The following is a 15,445-nucleotide window of genomic DNA, read 5'->3' as shown; positions in this document are numbered from 1 at the left end:
GGTGCGCCGCCGCCCGTCGGTGGGGGTTTGCGGACGGGGTCCTTCGGGCGGCCCTGCCGTTTTGCGCCCGGGCCGCCCCCCCCGCCGGGGGGTGGGCCCCCGGCCACGGTTCAGGTCCGGGATCAGGAGACGTTGACGGCGGTGTCGTCGAGGACGAAGGAGGTCTGCTTGGTGTAGTCCTCGGAGCCGCTGAACTTGAGGGTCACGCTCTGCCCGGCGTAGCCGGACAGGTCGAAGCTGTGCTGCTGGTAGCCGGTGGCCGCGTTGACGTTGGAGTAGGTCGCCAGGGTGGTGCCGTTGGCGGTCACGGTCAGCTTGTCGAAGGCGGTGGTGTTGCTGGCGGCGGTGTCGATGTGCAGCCAGAAGCTGAAGGTGTAGCTGCTGCAGCCGGTCGGGAGGGTCACGGTCTGGGCGAGGGTGTCGGTGTTGGTGCTGCCGTACCCGTCGAGCCAGGCGTCGTAGCTGCCGGAGTGCGGCGGCTCGCTGGAGCTGCTGTTGATGGTGCTGGTGCCGCTGGTGTTGGTCTCGGTCCAGCCGGCCGTCGAACCGGCTTCGAAGCCGGGGTTGGTGAGCAGCTGGGCGGCGGTGCAGCCGCTGCCGCCGCCGGTGGGCTGGACGGTCCAGGTGAAGGTGACGGAGGAGGACGGGCCGGTGGAGTCGGTCGCGGTGGCCGTCACGGAGTACGTCCCGGCGGTGCTGGGGGTGCCGCTGATCAAGCCGGTCGCGGTGTTGAGCGTGAGGCCGGCGGGCAGGCCGGAGGCGCCGTAGCTCAGGGTGCCGCCGACGGTGTCGGTAGCGGCGAGCTGGAGGCTGGTGGCGGTGCCGGCGGTGGCGGTGCGGGCGCCGGGGTTGGTGAGGGTGACGCTGCCGGTGGTGCTGCCGCTGCCGCCGGCGGCGAGCCAGGCGGTGGCGTTGAGGCCGAGGGCGGCGTCGGTGCCGGCCGGGTCGTTCCAGCCGTCGTAGACGGTCTTGCCGGGCTCGCCGGTGCCGTCGTCGATGGCGGAGCTGTCGCCCCAGATGGCGACCCGGCCCTTGCCGAAGCTGCTGGTGGCGAAGAAGGCGCCGGTGGTGCCGGAGTAGCCGGTGCGGTAGACGATGCCCTTGACGGCGGGGTTGTCGGCGGGCTTGAGGGTGAAGGTGGTGCCGTTGCGGATGATGCTGCCGGTGACGGTGCCGAAGGGGCCGTGCAGGACGGGGTCGGCGGCGTCGTTGATGGCGGTCGGGTTGTCGGTCTGGATGTTGAGCAGATCGACGGAGAGCCCGAACGGGTCCTTGTTGTTGACCGAGTTGGTGGTCATCAGGTCGTTGATGATGGCGGGGGAGTCCCAGCCGTCGTTGTTGCGGTCGCTGCCGGTGTGGTCGGAGATCAGGAACAGGCCGCCGCCGTTCTGGACGAACGTCATGACCGCGGTCTTCTCGGCGTCGCTGAGCCGGATGTTGGGCTCGGGCAGCACGAACTCGTCGAAGTTGGCGAGGTCCAGCGCGCCGCCGGAGCCGTAGGTGATGGTGGAGCCGCTCGGCAGGGTCTTGAGGCTGTACTGCCCGGTCTTCTGGAGGGCGACGCCCCAGCTGGAGATGGCGCCGGTCCAGTCCGTCTCGGACTGCGGGTTGGCGTTCTCGGCGAGCGGGTCCGGCTGGCTGGTGCTGATGATCCAGTCGGCGTTGCCGGCGGTCTCCGCCTTGCTGTTGTCGAACAGGACGCGGTGCTGGGTGGCGGTCGCGGCCGTGGTCGTGGTCGCGACCCCGGCCGTCGTGGTGGCCGCCGGGGCCGCCGCGGCCGGGTGGGGGGCGGTGCTCGCGACGGCGAGCACGGTCAGGGCGGCGGCGCCGAGGGCAAGCGGGCGTATCGCGTCGATGCGTCTGAACACGGGTCAAGTCCCTTGGGGTGTGGGGGTGCAGGAGAGTGCTACGCGCGTAGGTGCGGTGGCACCGTCCCATGGTGAGGTAAGCGGAGCTTGAACGGAACACGACGATCCAGGGCAATGTGTCGCCGCCGGCCCCCGCCCGCAGCGGCCTTCACGGCGGCGACACCGGCCGGGCACCGGACCCGCCGAATCGGCCCCGATCCCGGGGTGGGGGCTTTACCCGCGGGCCAGCCTCCCCAGGGCCAGACCGGCCAGCAGCGCCGCGCCGTCGCCGAGGACGTTGTCGGCGAACTCGGCCTCGGGGGAGTGGTTGTAGGGCGCGGTGAGCGGGTCGCGGCCGTCGTCCGGGACGGCGCCGAGCAGCAGGTACGCCGACGGGACCAGCTCGCCGACCACGCCGAAGTCCTCCGAACCGGCGATCGGTTGGGGCATCTCGACGTACCGCCGCGCCCCGAACAGACGGGCCGCCAGACCGGCCGCGAAGTCCGCCTCCACGGGGTCGTTGACGGTCACCGGGTAGCCGGGCTCCACCTCGGCCGCCGCCTCCAGCCCGTGGGCGGCCGCGATCCCGTGGACCACCCGCAGCGCCTCGGTGCGCACCAGCTCGCGCGAGCGCGGCGAGATGGAGCGGATGGTCGCCTCGAACCGCGCCTCGTCGGGGATGATGTTGGCCGCCGTACCGGCGGAGAACGTGCCGACGGTGAGCACCACCGGGTCGAAGGCGTCGATCCGGCGGGTCACCATCGACTGGAGCGCCAGCACCGTCTCGCAGGCCGCCGGGACGGGGTCGAGCGCCGCGTGCGGGCTGGAGCCGTGGCCGCCGCGCCCGCGCAGGGTGACCCGCAGGGTGTCGGAGGCGGCGAGCACCGCCCCGGGGCGGGTGGTGACCATTCCGTTGGGCAGTATGGCGGAGGCCACGTGCAGGGCGTAGGCGGCCACCACCCGCTCCCCGGCCGCCTCCAGGACGCCCGCGTCCACCATCAGCCGGGCGCCGTCCGCCCCCTCCTCGCCGGGCTGGAACATCAGGACCACGTTCCCGGCCAGCTCCGCGCGCCGCTCGGCCAGCAGTCGGGCGGCCCCGACCAGCGCGGCCATGTGCAGATCGTGCCCGCAGGCGTGCATCGTGCCGGGGATCCGGGAGGCGTACGGCAGTCGCGCGCTCTCCTGGACCGGCAGCGCGTCCATGTCGGCCCGCAGCAGCACGTTCGGCCCCGGGCGCCCGCCGCGCAGCACCGCCGTGATCGAGCTCAGCCCCTTGCCGAGGGTGAGCTCCAGGGGGAGGCCGTCGAGCGCGACGAGCAGCCGGTCCCGGGTCCTGGGGAGTTCCAGGGCGAGCTCCGGTTCCTGGTGCAACTCCCTCCGGAGAGCAGCTAGTTCGGGCTGCAGGAGGGCGGCTGAGCGGAGCAGTTCGGGCAGCCCGAGCAGATCCAGGGGTGCGGCGGACGCGGACGGGTCGGACACGGGCAGGTCGGACACGGGGCCTCCAGGTGTGGATGGACCGGGGAGCCGGGGCGGCTGGATCCATGATCGGAGCTTGCCCGCCCCGATCGGGCCCGGCACACGGACCCGCCGTGAATCCGGTGCGGGCCGGGCTCGGCCTCGTTGAGATAGTCCGACGGAGTGACTATCTTCATGGGGTGAGTGAGCGTGTGATGCAAGAACCCACCGTGATGGTCCTGACCGCCCTCGCGGACGCCCCCCGGCACGGCTACGCCATCGCCCAGGAGATCAAGGCGATGACCGACGGCCGGGTCGCCCTGCGCACCGGAGCCCTGTACGGGGCGCTGGACCGCCTGCTGGCCGACGGCCTGATCGACGTCGACCGCGAGGAGGTCGTCGACGGCCGCGCCCGACGGATCTTCACCCTCTCCCCGTCCGGCCGCGAGCGGCTGGCCGCGGAGGCCGAACGCCTGGCGGCGACCGCGCGGGAGGCCACCCGCCGCCTGTCCGCCGTGCGGCCGGCGGCGACCGGCACATGATCGAGCACCTGCTGCGCCTCTACCCCGCCGCCTACCGGCGCGCCCACGGCGAGGAGATCGCCGAGGCCCATCGCGAGCTGACCGCGGGCGAGCCGCTGCGCGTGCGGGTGCGGGATGCGGCGGAGCTGGCGGCGCACGCGCTGCGGCTGCGTGCGGGGCTGGGGCCGGCCGCGCCCGTCGCGCGGCTGCTCGGGGCGGCGTACCCGTTGGTCCTGGCCGCCTCGGCCGCCGCCTGCGGTCTGCACCTGCTGCGCTGGTACACCGCCCTGGTCTCCTCGCCCGCCCCGTGGGGCCTGCAGCTCCGGTCCGACCTGTCGGGGGCCTGGGGCGCGCTGCTCGTCTCCTCGCTGCTGGTGTTCGCGGGAGCGGCGCTCGCCCTGGCCGGACGGTGGCGGGCGGGTGTGCCCTGCACCGTGGCCGGGCTGCTCGCCTTCGCGGCGGCCGCGGTGGCCAGCGGACCCGCGTTCGGTGACCCGGTCGCCGCCCCGGCCGCCGCCGTCCTGGCGGCGGCCGTGCTGCTCGGCTGCCCGCCGGACCGGCGCACCGAGGCCGTCGCGATGGGCCGGGCGGGTACGGCCGGGGGCGTGATCGCGCTCGTCCTGGTGCCCCGGGCCGCCGTCGACGCGCACATCGTGCCCGGGGTCAGCACCGACTACGGGTGCTGGCCGCTGCTCGTCCTCGCCGGGGCGGGGGTGCTGACGGCCTGGCGCGGCGGGTCGCCCGGCGGTCGCGGGCCGGCGTTGACCGCGTCGTCGGCGACGTCGCTGGCGGCGACCGTCCTCGCGGCCCCGCCGCTGCTCGCCCAGGCCTGCACCACGGCTTGGGGCGATGCGACCGCGGTCGCCTGCCTGGCGGCCGTCCTGGTGGCGGGTGCCACGGGCGTGCTGCTCGCCGGCCGCCTCGGACGGGCCCCGCGCTGAGCTGAACCATCCGACCCTGCCGAGCGGCCCCGTCCGGGCCGCACGGCAGGGTTCATCGCGCACGTATTACTCCGTTTGACGTAGCGTTCCGTTCAACGGACTATCGGGTCCGCGCGAAAGGATGCCCATGCCGTTCACCCTGTCCCACCCCGCAGCCGTCCTGCCCCTGCTGCGCACGCCGTTCAGCCGAGCCGCGCTGGTGGCCGGGGCCGTCGCGCCGGACATGCCGTACTTCCTGGTCACCACGGGCCTGCCGGTCAGCGCCCAGTCCTGGTACGAACCCTTCGCGAACGCCACCACCACCCACACCCTGCCCGGGGTCCTCACCGTCGGCCTGCCGTACACCCTCGCGCTGTGGGCGCTCCTGCTGGCGGGCCGCCGCCCGCTGGCCTCCCTGCTGCCGCTGCCCGCCCTCACACCTGTGGATCACACGGCCCGGACCGCCGGGGCGCTGGTGCGGCGGGCCGGCTGGATCCTGCTGTCCGCGCTGATCGGCCTCGCCACCCACCTGGTCTGGGACTCCTTCACCCACTTCGACGGCTTCGTGGTCACCCGCGTGCCCTGGCTGAACAGCACCCTGGCGGGCAGCCTGACCTGGGCGCGGGCGCTGCAGCACGCCAGCACCATCGGCGGCCTGGCCGCCATCGCCGGCTACGGCTGGCGGCGGCGGGACCGGCTGCGCACGGGCGTCCTCCCGACCGGTCCCGGCGCCGGGCGGCGTCGCCGGGTGCTGCTCGCCCTGGCGCTGTGTGCGGGGGCCGGAGCCGTCGCCCACGCCGGGTGGTGGCTGGTCGGGCCGCAGGCGCCGTCCGGTCGGCCGCTGGATGCCGTGCTCGAAGGGGTGCTGTCCGACGCGGCCAAGGGCGCGGGTGCCGGGCTGATCGCCGCGCTGGCGCTGTACATCACCGCCTGGTGGGGCCGCCGCGCCGTCACGGCGGCGCGCGGTCGCGCGGGCGGCGCCGAGCGTGAGGCCGCCGCGCGGTCCGGCACCACCGCTTGACGCGTGGGCGGCGCCCGCTCGGCGACCGCGACTACCGCGCGGGGCGGTTCGGGCCGACCGCACCGGGGCGGCCGCACGCGCGGAGGATGCGTCAGCCGAGGAGCGCGCCGCCCAGCAGCAGGGCCACCACGAGTACGGCCAGCAGCGAGTAGCGCCAGTCGCCGGCCCGGAGCCAGCGGGCCACGGTGACCAGGATGCCCAGGCCCGGGGCGGCGGCCAGGGCGAGGAGCCCGAGGCCGAGCAGCAGGGGGCCCGGGTCGTGCTGGGAGGTGAGGTCGGCGAGGGCGAGCGGGCGGGCGGTGCGGTCGCCGTCGGCCAGGGAGGTGACCAGTCCGGCCAGGATCAGCACCAGGGCGAGGGCGGTGACGACCAGCAGGGCGGTGGCGGTGAGCCGGTTGGTGCGGGCCTCCCGGGCGAGGGGGTCGGGGGAGGCGGGCGAAGGCCGGTCGGCCGCCGTGACGGCGCTTCCGGTGGTGGGGAGGTCAGACATGGATCACTCCGAAGGCGCCGAGGACGAAGGACAGGCCGGAGGCGAGGACGACCGAGGAGTAGACGGCTTCGATCGTGCCCACCGAGAGGCGGCCGGAGAGGCGGGAGCCGAGCAGTGACCCGGTGGTGATGCCGAGCACGATCGGGGCGACCAGGAGGGGCTGCACCACCCCGGCGGCGAAGTAGACGACGAAGCTGGCCACCGCGGTGATGCCGATCATGAACTGGCTGGTGGCGGTGGCGACCCGGACCGGTACGCCCATGCCCACCGTCATGGCCGGCACCTTGAGGAAGCCGCCGCCGATGCCCAGCATGCCGGAGAGCATCCCGGCCACCATGGAGGCGCCGGCGCCGAGGAGCGGGCGGCGGGCCCGGTAGGCGCGCGCGGCGCCGTCGGTCTCGTCCGCGACCAGACCGGTCAGCCCGTCACGGCCCTCGGAGGCGCGCAGTCCGTGCCGGGAGAGGGCGTCCGGCGGGACCTCGGCGGTCGCCAACGCGTTTGCGGCGGACGGGAGTCGTTTGCGGCGGCGGGTGAGTTCGGCGGACAGGAACTGGCTCAGGCCGAAGACGCCCTCCAGAGCGGGGCGCGGGATGAAGGCGGTGACCAGGCTGCCGAGGATGCCGCCGATGGTGGTGGTCACCTCCAGACTGAACGCCAGGCGCTTGTGGGTCAGCCCCTGCCGCAGGTAAGCCGCCGAGCCGGCAGCGGAGTTGGCGATGACGGCGGCCAGCGAGACGGCCACCGCGGAGCGGAACGAGACGCCGTAGCCGAGCACCAGGGCCGGGACCACGACCGCACCGCCGCCGATCCCGGTCAGCGCACCGACGCCGCCCGCCGCGGCGCCCATCAGTATCAGTACGAGGAGGGTGGAGAACGTCAGCGTCATCGGCATGCCCTTTCCGGGGGACGCGTGGACAGCGTGGGCCGGAATGCCACTTTCCGGCGCCTGAACGTTAGTTGACGCAGGATCAGGACAATGTGGAACTGTGACGCACACCACCGGTCGCCACCGGACAGTTTACCTGCCGGTAACATGGCAGGGTTCCGGGACTGGCATTGTCGATTCCGCTCGCACCGGGATGTGCGATCGGCGCGAGCCTGCAACCTCTCCTCCGAGGAAAGGGCAAAATCCGTGACTCCCTTGGTCGTTCAGCAGCGTCCCTCCGCTGCTGCCCACATCGACGAGGCCGCCGGCACCGATTCGGCGGCCTTTCTGGACCACGTTCGGCGCTTCACCCGGGAAAGAGTCGCCCCGGTGGCCGGACTGATCGACCGCAGCGACGAGATCGGCACCGAACTGTTCGGCGAGCTGGCCCGGCAGGGCCTGTTCGCCAACTCCCTCGGCTACCAGGCCGACCAGCCGCACGGCGGGCCCGAACGGGTCCGCTTCCTCCTCCAGGTGCTGGAGGAGATCTCCCGGGTCTCGCCCTCGGTCGCCAAGGCCGTGATGGACCAGAACCTGGGCCAGATCGGCATGTTGCGCGACTACGCGGGCCCCGACCTGCGCGACCGCTACCTCGACGCGATCCGCACCGGCGAGAAGCAGGCCGCCTTCGCGATGAGCGAGCCGCAGACCGGCTCCAACGTCGCCCGGTTCACCACGGTGGCGACCCCGGTCGAGGGCGGCTACCGGATCAGCGGCGAGAAGGACTGGATCACCGGCGCGGCCCGCCGGACGGTGCATTTCGTGGTCGCCAAGCCCACCCCGGAATCACGCGAGGTCGGCCTGTTCCTGGTGGACCGCACCAAGCTCGGCGCCGGCGACGGAACGGTCGAGATCGACGACCGCAAGGAGAAGCTGGGCCTGCGCGGACTGGGCGAATTCCACATCCGCTACCACGATGTGTTCGTACCCGTCGAACAGGTGGTGCTCGGTTTCGAGCGGGGAACGCTGCGCCGGATCATGCGCCACTACAACGGAAAGCGCCTGGGCCAGTCGGCGATTTGTCTCGGCCTTTCGAAGAGCGCGCTGCGTACGGCCTTCGACTACGCCAGCGCCCGTCTTCCGGCCGGTTCGCCGGGCCACCTCGCGATGCAGAGCACGCTGGCCCCCTTGGTCAGCGAGCTGCGGGCGGCGCAGCACCTCGTCGACTGGGCCGCGGGCGAATGGGCCGCCGGGGACGAGACCGGCGCGCCCAGTGCGATGGCCAAGTACGTGACGGGCGACCTCGCCCAGCGGGTCACCAACGCCGCCGCCCAGGTGTGCGGGGCCAACGGGCTGTCGGACAAGATGCCGCTGGCCCGGCTGATGCGGGACGCCCGGATGCTCACCATGGCCGGCGGCGCCGCGGAGGTGCTGCGCGGCACCGTCGCCCAGAACCTGGACCGCCTGCTCGACTGAGCGCGGCGCCAACGGGCTACGCCCCGGCCGTCCCGGCCGCCCCGGCCACACGCCGGGCGGCCGGGGCGTCGGCCCGCCGCGCCCCGCCCCGCCCCGTCGAGCACGAGTACGAGTACGAGCACGAGAAGCACGAGCACGAGAAGGAGGAAGGATGCGCGTTGCGACCATCCGGACCGGTGGAGCGGAGCGACTCGCACTGGTCGACGCGGACGGCGGCTCGCTGACCCTGCCCCCGGCCGACCGGCCGGGGCCGGACAGCCTGCCCGAGCTGATCCGCCGCGGGCCGGAGGCCTGGCAGGAGCTGGCCGGGTGGGGTCGCTCCGCCCCCGGCCGCTCCGGTCGCCGACTGCCGCTCGGCGACGTCGAGTTGCTGGCGCCGCTGCCGCGTCCGGCGAACAACCTGTTCGCCCTCGGCCTCAACTACACCGACCACGGCGAGGAGGCGTACCGCGCGGCGGGCCGGGAGTACCGCAGACCACGGCACCCGGTGGTGTTCACCAAGGACCGCGGTTGCGTGGCCGCGCCCGTCGGCCCGCTGGAGATCGACTTCTCGCTTTCGCGGGAGATCGACTGGGAGGTCGAACTCGCGGTGGTGATCGGCCGCCGGGCCTGGCGGGTCGGCGAGGCCGCGGCCCTGGACCACGTGTTCGGCTACTGCGTGGCCAACGACATCACCGCGCGGGACCTCCAGACCCGGCACAAGCAGTACTACCTGTCGAAGAGCCTGCCCGCCAGTTGCCCGCTCGGGCCGTGGATCACCACGGCCGACGAGGTGCCGGATCCGCACGACCTGGCGATCACGCTCAGCGTCAACGGCGTGCCCCGACAGGTCTCCCGTACCGACCAGATGGTGTTCTCCATCCCCGAGACGATCGCCGCGATCTCCCGGATCGTCCCGCTGGAACCCGGTGACATCATCCTGACCGGCACCCCGGCCGGGACGGGCTTCGCGGCCGATCCGCCGAGCTACCTGGCCCCCGGTGACGTGGTGGAGTGCAGCGTCGAGGGGCTCGGGACACTCGGCAACCGGGTCGTGGCGCTGGACTGACGGCCGGCACCAGGGCGGCGGGCGGTGCGGGCGCTCAGCCGTACACGGCGGCCAGGTCGCGCCCGCGGTCGCTCTGCTGGTAGTAGACCCGGTGCTGTTCACGGGACTTGAGGACGAAGCCGGCCCGGTGGAGGGCGGTGAGGTGGTGGGAGACGGCGCTGGGGGTGAGCCAGTGGCGGCGGGCCAGTTCGGTGGTGGTGCGCGGGGTGGCGAGGTCGCGCAGGATGAGGCCCCGGGTGCCCGCCATCCGGTCGGCCGCCGGCCTGCCCGTCGGGCGGCCGCCCTCGCCGTCGCCGGGGACGGTGTACGCGGGGTAGGAGATCACCGGCTGCTGGCGGCCGGCCCCGGGGAGCGGGTCGGCGGCCACCGAGAGCGAGCCGTTGAAGACCGACGGCGCGAGGAGTAGCACGTCGGCTTCCGTCACGTCGAGGTCGAACGGCATGTCGATGCTCAGCCGGTCCCCGTGCCAGCCGATCCGCGGGTCGAGGCCGGAGAAGACCTCCGCCAGGCCCTGCCGCGCCATGGTCCGGGCGCGGCGGGCGATGTCACCTTCGATCCGGGCCCGCAGGAGCGGCCACTGCCCGGCGAGTGCGCCGTCCCACAGCTGGGCCATCTCGGTGGCCGCCCGCTCCGCGAAGGCCGCCTCGCCGTGCTCCAGCGCCTCCAGCAACTCCCTCGGCGTACGGGCGAGTCGGGTGCGCCGCACGGCCGGTTCGCGCAGCATGTGGCCGAGTTCCCGGGCCAGCCGCTCCGGACTCGCGGTGGCGACGGCGTGCAGTTCGCTGTCGAGCGACCCCTGCACGACGGTCGGACGCGGCAGGGTGAAGTCCGGGATGTACCGCCAGTGCCCGGCGAACAGCCCGCTCAGCACCGTCAGCCGCCGCTCCCGCAGGGTCGCCCGCAGCCGCGCGCTCGACGCGCGGGCCTGCGGCTGCACGGGGCAGTACCCGAACATCAGTCCCTCGACCAGCGCGTGCAGCGGCGAGACCACGAACCGGGTGTTCGCCCAGCCGTGCGCCCCCATGCCGATCGTGATCACGGTCGCCCCACCCCCGAATCGCCCCGCTCCGGCGGCACACCCTAGGGCGCCGCCGCAAGCGCATTCGAGGAAATCGCAAAGACTTTACCGGCCTGCCGAGCCGCCGCTTCCATGGTTCCACCGCCCCGGAAGACCCCGAAAGAACCTACGGAGGGAACAAGCATGGCCATCGGCAAGAGGACCAGGTTCGGCCTGGCCACCGCGTTCGGCGCGGCCGCCCTGCTGGCGCTGGGCGCCAATCCGGCCTACGCCCAGGAGGGCAACTTCCCGATAGGGCCCAACTCTTGTACGGCCGTCGAGGAGATCCAGCTCCAGTGGATCGACGGCGCGTGGCACGACGCCATGGAGAACAACCCGACCCAGGCCTCGGCGACCGACCCGTACTGGTGCCGGTTCAGCCTGATCGACAACGGCGCCGAGATCTGGCACTCGACCGGCGGCGGGTCCGGCTGGTGGCCCGACGGCCCTGGCCACCACATGCAGGCCTGCGCCGACCGCTGGTACAACGGCATCCGACAGGCCCACGACTGCGGTCCGATCAACTGACCCCGCACGCCCGGCCGTCGGGGCCCCACCCCCGGCGGCCGGGCGCCGGCCGTTCCGGAGCTTGCCCCAAGTGACCTCGGTCAGTGGGGCATCCGGTTGTCCGTTGCCAGGACGTCGCCCGGCGCCGTCGAGCCCACCTGGCGCCGTAGCGCGCCGATCGCCGGGTCGGAGATGGAGACCGTGAGCCGGTAGTACGGCTGGCCGGTGACGGTGCTGTGCGAGTCGGTCGGCGCCACCAGGAACTGCTGGAGGGCGAAGCCGTCGAGGCCCGGGCACAGGGCCTCGGCCGGGAGGGTCACCTGTACGGACGCGCCGTTCTCGGGTCCGGCGTGGACGGTGCCGCCCGCGTCGGACGGGCCGTCGGACGAGGCGTCGTCCTCGGGCGTGAGCGGGAGGCCGTGGGCCCCGGCGACCAGGCCGTCCGGGCCCTCGATCTCCACCGCCACGCCCTGCGGACCGAGCGGCGCCGACAGGTCCAGCGCGCGCCCGCCGGGGCCCGGGCCGAGCATCAGGCCGATCGTGAAGTGCCCGGGGTCCGGCGCCGCGCTCCGTGAGAACCCGTAGGAGCCGAGGACGAGTTGCGGTCCTGGCGGTGGGGCGTCCGTCACCGATCCGGCGAAGGTGTAGGACGCGGGCGCCGGCTCGAAGTGGTGGAAGCCCTTGGTGCCGCACTTGGTGGCGTCGGAGACCCCGCCGCCCGGCAGCGCGACGTCCGCGGTCGGCCGGGGAGATCCGGGCACCGGCCGCGGGCTGTGCATCGACAGGCCGTCCGGGTTGAGCGGACCGCTCCGGTTCAGCAGGCCGCCCGGGTCCGTCCCGACCGCGACGGCCAGCAGCGCCGCGAAAGCGGTGACCGCGATCAGTACGGTGCGCCGGCGTCCGGGCCGGGTCCAGCTCGAGCGGGCCGTGCCGGAGGCCGACCCGGGTGTCCAGCGGCGGCCTCCCGGATCCACCGGCGGCTCCTCCCGCCACCGGGCGGCGAGCATCCGGGTCCGGGCGGTGGGCTCCGTGACGGCGGCGTCCCCGATGAAACGCTCGTCCAGGACGAGTCCCTCGAACGGGTCGGGCGTCGCCCGGCCGGGCGCTGTCGGCTCGGGCTCGGGCTCCGGATCGGGGGAAGGGGGCTGGTGGGGCTGGTGGGGTTCGTCGGCGGTCGGCACGGCGCCAGTATGCCGGTCCGGTCCCGCGCCGTCAGCCCAGGTCGAGGGCGTTCGGCAGGCCCCGGCGGTAGCGGGCCTCGTCCCGCTGCTGGAGGGCGGCCAGTTCCGGCGGCCGGTACAGCGGCCACACCGTGCAGCGCGGGGCCGGTGAACCGTCCGCGTCGAGCAGGGCGTTGACGGCTCGGCGGGCGGATTCGTTGGCGCCCTCCATGGTGGCCAGGTCGATGTCGGTGGCGACGTAGTCCCCGGCCAGGAAGAGGTTGGGCACGGCGGTCGCGGCGGACGGTCGGTCGTACAGGGTGCCCGCCGGATGGACCAGCAGCTGTTCGCGGTTGGCCGGGGCCGGGCCGCCGAGGCCGGTGACGGCCGGGTCGATGAACCAGGTGACCAGGTCCGCGTCGTCCAGCACCCGCCGGCCGCCGCTGTTCAGGGAGTCCTTGAGCTGGGCCCAGGTCTCGCGCACCACCTCCTCGCGGGAGCACTTGAGTGCGGGTTTGCCGTAGACGATCCCCGGGACGTTCCACTCCGAGACGATCGCCGAGAGGCAGTCGGCCGTCCGCCCGTCGCCGTAGTCCCGGCGGAAGTCCCGGCCGGGCCAGAACTGGGCCTGGCCGATGCAGGTGACGGACCAGGGCGAGTCGACCAGGTCGACGTGGCCGTGCACGATCGGGGTGCGGCCGCGCAGGTAGAACTGCACGCCGACCATCCAGTCGGTCCGCAGCCGGTCGCAGCGCGCGAGTTGCGGGTCGGCGGCGCGCAGCCCGGGGCCCCAGGTGGCGCGGGCGTGTTCGACCGGCATCGCGCTGAGGTAGTGGTCGGCGACGACGGGGGCGTCCGCGTCCCGCAGCCGCACGCCGGTGATCCGGCCGTCCCGGTACAGCAACTCCTGCACCTCGGTGCCGAGTTCGAACCGTACACCGAGGGAGCGCAGCCGGGCCTCCCAGGGGCCGATCCAGGCCTCGCTGGTCGGGGCGTTGAGCACGCGGTCCGGCTCGCCGTCGCAGCCCTGGCCCAGGACGTTGTAGACGAACGCCTGGAGGATCCGGGCGACGGTACGGGTGCTGGCCTCCTCGGCCTTGGTCGCGACGAGGTTGCGGGTGAGGCCGACGCCGAGCAGCCGCTGGTAGTCGTACGACATCTCGCCGGCCCGGATGAACCGCCACCACGGGACGCGCTCCCACTGCTCGTGGCGGCGCAGGTCGCAGCTGGTGAAGTGGACCAGCAGCCGGTTGGCGAAGTACGCCACCTCGCCGGCCGGCAGGTGCAGGGCGGTGTCCAGCAGGCCCGTCAGCGTCTGGAGCAGCGCGTCGGGCAGCAGCTCGCCGAGCACCGGGGGAGTGGTCACGGTACGGAACGGCAGCCGCAGCGCCGGTCGTCCGGCGTTGCGCGGGAAGAGCTCCTCGGTGGCGTTCACCAGGTTGTCGTGGACGGTGCGGCCCACCGCCCCGGCGGGCAGCGGGATCCGGCGCAGGGTGTCGGGCAGGTTGCGGTAGAAGCCGGGGAAGAAGCGGAAGCCGTGCTCGCCGGGCAGCGGCCGCCGGCCGCCCCGGGCGGTGTCGGGCACGTCCATGCTGCGGGCCTTGCCGCCCAGCACCCAGTTGCGCTCGTAGACCGTCACCTGGTAGCCGCGCTCGGCCAGTTCCTGTGCCGCGCTCAGGCCGGCGACCCCGCCGCCGAGCACGGCGACCCGCCGTCCCGGCTGCCCGTCGGGCCGCTGCGCCGCGCGCGCCGGCTGTGCTGCCCGCGTCGGCTGCGCTGTCGGCCCGGTGGCGGTCAGTGTGAGGTCGGTGGCGGCCCCGGCCGCCGTGGTGAGCAGGGCACGCCGGGTGGGGGCGGCCGCTGTGATCGTTCGCATGCTCCGTCAACGAGCCCGCGCGGGCGGCGGGCACGGCCGGGACCGGGGCGCGGCCGGGACCGGGGCGCGGATGCTCCGGGGCAGCGGGTCCGGACGGCCGCCACGGGTCGACAGCCGTCGATCCCGCCCGACCGCTGAGTGAGCCGCCGAGCCCCACGAACCACTGCACCCCTCGCGCCGCTGGTGCGAGGGGTGCAGTGGCTACGACCCGCCCCACGCCCACCCCCGCTGGTGTACTGTCGCATCGACACAAAGTGGGGATCATTCCCCATTTCCTGCGCGTCGGGGGAGAGGAACCACCATGAACGGGACGGCTCTGGTACTGGGCGGCGGCGGACCGGTCGGCGGCGCCTGGCTGACCGGCGTGCTCGCGGGCCTCGCCGACGGCGGGATCGACCCGACGGCCGCCGACACCGTCATCGGCACCTCGGCCGGAGCCGTCTTCGGGGCCCGCCTCGCCGCCGGTGAAACCGCCCGCGAGCTGTTCGAACGTCAACTGGCCGACCTCGACCGGGTCGAGATGGGCATCACCCTCGCACAGACCCTGCGCTTCCTGTGGGCAGCCCTCGCCACCCGCGACGCGGAACGCTCGGTCCGGCGCCTGGGTCACGCCGCCCTGACCGCGCGCACCACCCCCGCCCAGGACCTCCACACCACCGTGCGCACCCTGCTGCGCGACGCCACCGCATGGCCCGCGCAAGAGCTGCGGATCACCGCCGTGGACGCACGGACCGGCGAGGTCCAGGCCTTCGACGCCGACTCCGGCCTCGCCCTGGCGGACGCGGTCGCCGCCAGCTGCGCCGTCCCGCTGGTGTGGCCCCCGGCCGCTGCCCTCGGGCGGCGGTGGATCGACGGCGGAACCCGCTCCACCGGCAACCTCCAACTGGCCGACGGCCACCAGCAGGTGCTCGCCGTCTCGCCCGTCCCTACCGCCGTCGGGCCGCATCCCAGCGCCCAGCAGCAGGCGGACCGGCTGCGTGCCGGCGGCGCGCACGTCACCCTGATCACCCCGGACGCCGACGCCCGCCGCGCGATGGGCCGCAACCTGACCGCCAACGCCCGGCGCCCGGCCGCCGCCCGGGCCGGGCACCGGCAGGGCACCGCCCTCGCCGTCTCCCTCGCCCTCACCTGGCCGTCCCGCCTCTGAGTCGGGGCGGCAGCGAAGGCGCCGTCCCGCATCCCGCCGGCGTCCTCGGGGCGGG

The 15,445-nt window shown here is 74.2% G+C and carries 14 protein-coding genes; 7 read left to right on the top strand and 7 right to left on the bottom strand.

Annotation, left to right across the window (positions count from 1 at the left end; translation table 11 throughout):
- Positions 1 to 122: 122 nt before the first annotated feature.
- Positions 123 to 1,811: a putative Ig domain-containing protein gene (locus tag ACFVXG_RS43435; protein ID WP_387936041.1), complete on the bottom strand. Its 1,689-nt coding sequence runs from the start codon at positions 1,809 to 1,811 to the stop codon at positions 123 to 125.
- Positions 1,812 to 2,081: 270 nt separating this feature from the next.
- Complete coding sequence (locus ACFVXG_RS43430; protein ID WP_387936040.1) at positions 2,082 to 3,281, bottom strand: M20 family metallopeptidase; 1,200 nt, start codon at positions 3,279 to 3,281, stop codon at positions 2,082 to 2,084.
- 236 nt (positions 3,282 to 3,517) lie between these two features.
- Here ACFVXG_RS43430 and ACFVXG_RS43425 point away from each other — a divergent pair, with 236 nt between their 5' ends.
- The 3 genes from ACFVXG_RS43425 to ACFVXG_RS43415 all read left to right on the top strand — a co-directional run bounded on the left by ACFVXG_RS43425 (position 3,518) and on the right by ACFVXG_RS43415 (position 5,764).
- Positions 3,518 to 3,844 carry a PadR family transcriptional regulator gene (locus tag ACFVXG_RS43425; protein WP_387936039.1) on the top strand — a complete coding sequence of 109 codons (327 nt, stop codon included), beginning with the start codon at positions 3,518 to 3,520 and terminating at the stop codon, positions 3,842 to 3,844.
- Entirely contained in the window at positions 3,841 to 4,764 is a 924-nt protein-coding gene (locus ACFVXG_RS43420) for a hypothetical protein (protein ID WP_387936038.1), read from the top strand. The genes ACFVXG_RS43425 and ACFVXG_RS43420 overlap by 4 nt, the downstream gene beginning before the upstream one ends.
- Before the next feature lie 127 nt (positions 4,765 to 4,891).
- The gene (locus ACFVXG_RS43415; protein ID WP_387936037.1) at positions 4,892 to 5,764 is read left to right on the top strand and encodes a DUF4184 family protein; all 873 of its coding nucleotides are present in this window, start codon (positions 4,892 to 4,894) and stop codon (positions 5,762 to 5,764) included.
- A 91-nt stretch (positions 5,765 to 5,855) separates the two neighbouring features.
- On the opposite strand, the gene ACFVXG_RS43410 is transcribed toward ACFVXG_RS43415, so the two are convergent.
- Positions 5,856 to 6,254 carry a DUF1634 domain-containing protein gene (locus tag ACFVXG_RS43410; protein ID WP_387936036.1) on the bottom strand — a complete coding sequence of 133 codons (399 nt, stop codon included), beginning with the start codon at positions 6,252 to 6,254 and terminating at the stop codon, positions 5,856 to 5,858.
- The gene (locus ACFVXG_RS43405; protein WP_387936035.1) at positions 6,247 to 7,140 is read right to left on the bottom strand and encodes a sulfite exporter TauE/SafE family protein; all 894 of its coding nucleotides are present in this window, start codon (positions 7,138 to 7,140) and stop codon (positions 6,247 to 6,249) included. Before ACFVXG_RS43405 ends, ACFVXG_RS43410 begins: the two co-directional genes overlap by 8 nt.
- 90 nt (positions 7,141 to 7,230) lie before the next feature.
- Here ACFVXG_RS43405 and ACFVXG_RS43400 point away from each other — a divergent pair, with 90 nt between their 5' ends.
- Entirely contained in the window at positions 7,231 to 8,595 is a 1,365-nt protein-coding gene (locus ACFVXG_RS43400) for an acyl-CoA dehydrogenase family protein (RefSeq protein WP_387936034.1), read from the top strand.
- A gap of 151 nt (positions 8,596 to 8,746) precedes the next feature.
- Positions 8,747 to 9,643, top strand: coding sequence for a fumarylacetoacetate hydrolase family protein (locus ACFVXG_RS43395; protein WP_387936033.1), 897 nt, complete (start codon positions 8,747 to 8,749; stop codon positions 9,641 to 9,643).
- A 34-nt stretch (positions 9,644 to 9,677) separates the two neighbouring features.
- Here ACFVXG_RS43395 and ACFVXG_RS43390 read toward each other — a convergent pair whose 3' ends face one another.
- On the bottom strand, positions 9,678 to 10,682 hold the full coding sequence (locus ACFVXG_RS43390; RefSeq protein ID WP_387936032.1) for an ArsR family transcriptional regulator: 1,005 nt from the start codon (positions 10,680 to 10,682) through the stop codon (positions 9,678 to 9,680).
- 162 nt (positions 10,683 to 10,844) lie between these two features.
- On the opposite strand from ACFVXG_RS43390, the gene ACFVXG_RS43385 reads away from it, so the two are divergent.
- Positions 10,845 to 11,228, top strand: a complete 384-nt coding sequence (locus ACFVXG_RS43385) for a hypothetical protein (protein ID WP_387936031.1) — start codon at positions 10,845 to 10,847, stop codon at positions 11,226 to 11,228.
- An 80-nt stretch (positions 11,229 to 11,308) separates the two neighbouring features.
- On the opposite strand, the gene ACFVXG_RS43380 is transcribed toward ACFVXG_RS43385, so the two are convergent.
- Entirely contained in the window at positions 11,309 to 12,388 is a 1,080-nt protein-coding gene (locus ACFVXG_RS43380) for a hypothetical protein (protein ID WP_387936030.1), read from the bottom strand.
- 31 nt (positions 12,389 to 12,419) lie between these two features.
- The gene (locus ACFVXG_RS43375; RefSeq protein WP_387936029.1) at positions 12,420 to 14,243 is read right to left on the bottom strand and encodes an FAD-dependent oxidoreductase; all 1,824 of its coding nucleotides are present in this window, start codon (positions 14,241 to 14,243) and stop codon (positions 12,420 to 12,422) included.
- 301 nt (positions 14,244 to 14,544) lie between these two features.
- Between ACFVXG_RS43375 and ACFVXG_RS43370 the strand changes: the two genes are divergently transcribed.
- Positions 14,545 to 15,390: a patatin-like phospholipase family protein gene (locus ACFVXG_RS43370; RefSeq protein WP_387936028.1), complete on the top strand. Its 846-nt coding sequence runs from the start codon at positions 14,545 to 14,547 to the stop codon at positions 15,388 to 15,390.
- Positions 15,391 to 15,445: the final 55 nt, after the last annotated feature.

Origin of the sequence: Kitasatospora sp. NPDC058162, assembly GCF_042884005.1 — a bacterium.
Classification (GTDB): Bacteria; Actinomycetota; Actinomycetes; order Streptomycetales; family Streptomycetaceae; genus Kitasatospora.
The sequence above is the reverse complement of the archived record's forward strand: the minus strand, read 5'-3'. Positions and strand labels throughout refer to the sequence as shown.